Origin of the sequence: Bacteroides sp. AF32-8BH (assembly GCF_003435205.1) — a bacterium.
Classification (GTDB): Bacteria; Bacteroidota; Bacteroidia; order Bacteroidales; family Bacteroidaceae; genus Bacteroides; species Bacteroides ovatus.
Genome location: NZ_QVLZ01000026.1, coordinates 1 through 5,449, shown reverse-complemented (window position 1 = coordinate 5,449; position 5,449 = coordinate 1). Strand labels below are relative to the sequence as shown.

Below are 5,449 nucleotides of genomic sequence, written 5' to 3'. Positions count from 1 at the left end.
TAGAGAGCCAGAGAAACCAGCGTAAAAAGAAAAACTAAAAAAACTTCCGAAAAAGTTTGGTAGTTAAAAATAAAGCCCTTACCTTTGCATCCGCTTTTAAAACGAAAGCAACAAGTTCTTTGAAATATTGATAAACAATACAAGTAGTACAAGTAAAAAAATAGAACCGTCAATACTTGTCTTATGAAGTAGTGATACAATTAAGACTAATAGGTATTTGAATAAGGTCAATAAATTTACGGCGTCCTGAACAGAGCAAAAAGATCATCTTAACCGATGATAAAAAATACTTTTACAATGAAGAGTTTGATCCTGGCTCAGGATGAACGCTAGCTACAGGCTTAACACATGCAAGTCGAGGGGCAGCATTTTAGTTTGCTTGCAAACTGAAGATGGCGACCGGCGCACGGGTGAGTAACACGTATCCAACCTGCCGATAACTCCGGAATAGCCTTTCGAAAGAAAGATTAATACCGGATAGCATACGAATATCGCATGATATTTTTATTAAAGAATTTCGGTTATCGATGGGGATGCGTTCCATTAGTTTGTTGGCGGGGTAACGGCCCACCAAGACTACGATGGATAGGGGTTCTGAGAGGAAGGTCCCCCACATTGGAACTGAGACACGGTCCAAACTCCTACGGGAGGCAGCAGTGAGGAATATTGGTCAATGGGCGAGAGCCTGAACCAGCCAAGTAGCGTGAAGGATGAAGGCTCTATGGGTCGTAAACTTCTTTTATATGGGAATAAAGTTTTCCACGTGTGGAATTTTGTATGTACCATATGAATAAGGATCGGCTAACTCCGTGCCAGCAGCCGCGGTAATACGGAGGATCCGAGCGTTATCCGGATTTATTGGGTTTAAAGGGAGCGTAGGTGGATTGTTAAGTCAGTTGTGAAAGTTTGCGGCTCAACCGTAAAATTGCAGTTGAAACTGGCAGTCTTGAGTACAGTAGAGGTGGGCGGAATTCGTGGTGTAGCGGTGAAATGCTTAGATATCACGAAGAACTCCGATTGCGAAGGCAGCTCACTAGACTGTCACTGACACTGATGCTCGAAAGTGTGGGTATCAAACAGGATTAGATACCCTGGTAGTCCACACAGTAAACGATGAATACTCGCTGTTTGCGATATACAGTAAGCGGCCAAGCGAAAGCATTAAGTATTCCACCTGGGGAGTACGCCGGCAACGGTGAAACTCAAAGGAATTGACGGGGGCCCGCACAAGCGGAGGAACATGTGGTTTAATTCGATGATACGCGAGGAACCTTACCCGGGCTTAAATTGCAACAGAATATATTGGAAACAGTATAGCCGTAAGGCTGTTGTGAAGGTGCTGCATGGTTGTCGTCAGCTCGTGCCGTGAGGTGTCGGCTTAAGTGCCATAACGAGCGCAACCCTTATCTTTAGTTACTAACAGGTTATGCTGAGGACTCTAGAGAGACTGCCGTCGTAAGATGTGAGGAAGGTGGGGATGACGTCAAATCAGCACGGCCCTTACGTCCGGGGCTACACACGTGTTACAATGGGGGGTACAGAAGGCGGCTACCTGGTGACAGGATGCTAATCCCAAAAACCTCTCTCAGTTCGGATCGAAGTCTGCAACCCGACTTCGTGAAGCTGGATTCGCTAGTAATCGCGCATCAGCCATGGCGCGGTGAATACGTTCCCGGGCCTTGTACACACCGCCCGTCAAGCCATGAAAGCCGGGGGTACCTGAAGTACGTAACCGCAAGGAGCGTCCTAGGGTAAAACTGGTAATTGGGGCTAAGTCGTAACAAGGTAGCCGTACCGGAAGGTGCGGCTGGAACACCTCCTTTCTGGAGCGATGCCGTAACTGTCACAAAACGTGGCAGCCACTAAAAGACTTTAAAGGTTCTGTTTTTTGTACTACTGGTACTTGTTTATTTATAACATATAGATCAACCATCTATAGAAGTATAGATAGAGATAAACAAGAGAAAAAGAAGCCGAGTCTAACATACAGGTAGACAAGGTTGAACTAGTCCTATAGCTCAGTTGGTTAGAGCGCTACACTGATAATGTAGAGGTCGGCAGTTCAACTCTGCCTGGGACTACCAAGCTCAAGAATGAGGAAAGCGAAAGCTAAAAGCTAAAAAACAAAATTCTTGATAACCTCTTGGGGGATTAGCTCAGCTGGCTAGAGCATCTGCCTTGCACGCAGAGGGTCAACGGTTCGAATCCGTTATTCTCCACGATCTCTGAAAAAGAGAAACGATCTTTGACATGATGTACAAAAAGTAAAATTTTAGTAAGAGCTAAAAGTATATATCAAACCGTACGTGTTCGAGTACGCAATATTGATAGAAGGAAGCAATTCCACTACCAATACCAGTACGAGAATAAAACGTTTGAAAGAAAGTAAGCAAGGGCGCATGGCGGATGCCTTGGCTCTCGGAGGCGATGAAGGACGTGATAAGCTGCGATAAGCTTCGGGCAGGTGCAAATAACCTTTGATCCGAAGATTTCCGAATGGGACAACCCGGCATTCTGAAGGAATGTCATCCATCCTAGATGGAAGCTAACGCAGGGAACTGAAACATCTTAGTACCTGTAGGAAAAGAAAATAATAATGATTCCCCTAGTAGTGGCGAGCGAACGGGGATTAGCCCAAACCAATGTTGTTACGGCAATATTGGGGTTGTAGGACCACGATGTCGCAAGAAATTTAGTGAGAAGAGCCCTTTGGAAAATGGGACCATAGACGGTGATAGTCCGGTATTCGAAGCTAAATGAAGCGTAGTGGTATCCTGAGTAGCGCGGGACACGAGGAATCTTGCGTGAATCTGCCGGGACCATCCGGTAAGGCTAAATACTCCCGAGAGACCGATAGCGAACCAGTACTGTGAAGGAAAGGTGAAAAGCACTTCGAATAGAAGAGTGAAATAGTCCCTGAAACCGTGCGCCTACAAGCGGTCGGAGCTGCTTCAGCAGTGACGGCGTGCCTTTTGCATAATGAACCTACGAGTTACTTTTTCCGGCAAGGTTAAGGATCTTGAGATCTGCAGCCGAAGCGAAAGCGAGTCTTAATAGGGCGATTAGTCGGAAGGAGTAGACGCGAAACCAAGTGATCTACCCTTGGTCAGGTTGAAGGTTAGGTAACACTAACTGGAGGACCGAACCGATAAGCGTTGAAAAGCTTCCGGATGAACTGAGGGTGGGGGTGAAAGGCTAATCAAACTTGGAGATAGCTCGTACTCCCCGAAATGCATTTAGGTGCAGCCTTGGGAATTACTACTGTGAGGTAGAGCGACTGATAAGATGCGAGGGCTTCACCGCCTATCAAGTCTTGATAAACTCCGAATGCGCAGTAGTTCGATCCCAGGAGTGAGGGCATGGGTGCTAAGGTCCATGTCCTAAAGGAGAAGAATCCAGACCATCAGCTAAGGTCCCGAAATAATTGCTAAGTTGAACTAACGAAGTCAGATTGCTAAGACAGCTAGGATGTTGGCTTGGAAGCAGCCATTCATTTAAAGAGTGCGTAACAGCTCACTAGTCGAGGAGTTTGGCGTGGATAATAATCGGGCATCAAGCAATTTACCGAAGCTATGGGATCAGTAATGATCGGTAGGGGAGCATTCCACTCTGCGTCGAAGGTGAAGCGTGAGCTTTGCTGGAGCGTGTGGAAAAGCAAATGTAGGTATAAGTAACGATAAAGGGGGTGAGAAACCCCCTCGCCGAAAGACTAAGGTTTCCTGATCAACGCTAATCGGATCAGGGTTAGTCGGGTCCTAAGGCTCAGCCGAACGGTGAGGCCGATGGCAGAACAGGTTAATATTCCTGTACTACCTTAAGGAGTGACGTGGAGACGGAGGAGTGACAACGCCGCGGACTGACGGAATAGTCCGTTGAAGGGTGTAGATGTTGATTATCCCAGGCAAATCCAGGATAAGAGTCGAACCTGATAGTATACCAAATTCTTCGGAATAAGGTAATAGTGCGTGTAAGCATACTCCCAAGAAAATCCGCTAAACTTAATCTTTAAGGTACCCGTACCGCAAACGGACACACGTAGTCGGGTTGAATATACTAAGGCGCTTGAGTGATTCACGGTTAAGGAACTAGGCAAATTGACCCTGTAACTTCGGGATAAAGGGTCCCAACGAGAGTTGGGCGCAGAGAATAGGTCCAGGCAACTGTTTAACAAAAACACAGGGCTGTGCCAAATTGAAAGATTACGTATACAGCCTGACACCTGCCCGGTGCTGGAAGGTTAAGAGGAGATGTCATCGCAAGAGAAGCATTGAATTGAAGCCCCAGTAAACGGCGGCCGTAACTATAACGGTCCTAAGGTAGCGAAATTCCTTGTCGGGTAAGTTCCGACCTGCACGAATGGTGTAATGATCTGGACACTGTCTCAACCGTGAGCTCAGTGAAATTGTAGTATCGGTGAAGATGCCGATTACCCGCGATGGGACGAAAAGACCCCGTGAACCTTTACTATAGCTTAACATTGAATTTGGGTAATTGATGTGTAGGATAGGCCGGAGACTTTGAAGCAGGTACGCCAGTATTTGTGGAGTCGCTGTTGAAATACGGCCCTTTGATTATTTGAGTTCTAACTCGTAGATACGAGGACACTGTTTGGTGGGTAGTTTGACTGGGGTGGTCGCCTCCAAAAGTGTAACGGAGGCTTCTAAAGGTGCCCTCAGGACGATTGGTAACCGTCCGTAGAGTGTAATGGCATAAGGGCGCTTGACTGGGAGACAGACAAGTCGATCAGGTAGGAAACTAGAGCATAGTGATCCGGTGTTTCCGTATGGAAGGGACATCGCTCAAAGGATAAAAGGTACTCCGGGGATAACAGGCTGATCCCTCCCAAGAGCTCATATCGACGGAGGGGTTTGGCACCTCGATGTCGGCTCGTCACATCCTGGGGCTGGAGAAGGTCCCAAGGGTTGGGCTGTTCGCCCATTAAAGTGGCACGCGAGCTGGGTTCAGAACGTCGTGAGACAGTTCGGTCTCTATCTATCGTGGGCGTATGAAATTTGCGTGGCTCTGACACTAGTACGAGAGGACCGTGTTGGACTGACCGCTGGTTTACCAGTTGTGCCGCCAGGTGCATTGCTGGGTATCTAAGTCGGGATTGGATAAGTGCTGAAAGCATCTAAGTACGAAGCCAGCCACAAGATTAGATTTCTTAGGGTCGTCAAAGACGATGACGTTGATAGGATGCAGGTGTAAAGGTGGTAACATCAAAGCCGAGCATTACTAATTGCCCGTTCACTTTCTTTCGGACATGTACCGGTTGGGTATATACGTTTAGCTTGCTAGACACTGAAATTTTACTTTTCATCATGTCATAACCTTCTTCAGGTGGTTATAGCACGAGGGTTCCACCTCTTCCCATTCCGAACAGAGAAGTTAAGCCTCGTCACGCCGATGGTACTGCGTAACAGTGGGAGAGTAGGTAGCCGCCGTTTTT

The 5,449-nt window shown here is 47.1% G+C and carries 2 tRNA genes and 3 rRNA genes; all 5 read left to right on the top strand.

The window, feature by feature from the left end:
• Nucleotides 1-294 precede the first annotated feature (294 nt).
• Nucleotides 295-1,823, top strand: a 16S ribosomal RNA gene (locus tag DWZ47_RS18050).
• Between the two features lie 184 nt (nt 1,824-2,007).
• Nucleotides 2,008-2,084, top strand: a tRNA-Ile gene (locus DWZ47_RS18045).
• A 61-nt stretch (nt 2,085-2,145) separates the two neighbouring features.
• A tRNA-Ala gene (locus DWZ47_RS18040) sits at nt 2,146-2,219 on the top strand.
• 160 nt (nt 2,220-2,379) lie between these two features.
• Nucleotides 2,380-5,259: ribosomal RNA gene (locus tag DWZ47_RS18035) — 23S ribosomal RNA — on the top strand.
• Nucleotides 5,260-5,336: 77 nt separating this feature from the next.
• Nucleotides 5,337-5,447: ribosomal RNA gene (rrf, locus tag DWZ47_RS18030) — 5S ribosomal RNA — on the top strand.
• The 16S, 23S and 5S rRNA genes sit together here with 2 tRNA genes alongside, the layout of an rRNA operon.
• Nucleotides 5,448-5,449: the final 2 nt, after the last annotated feature.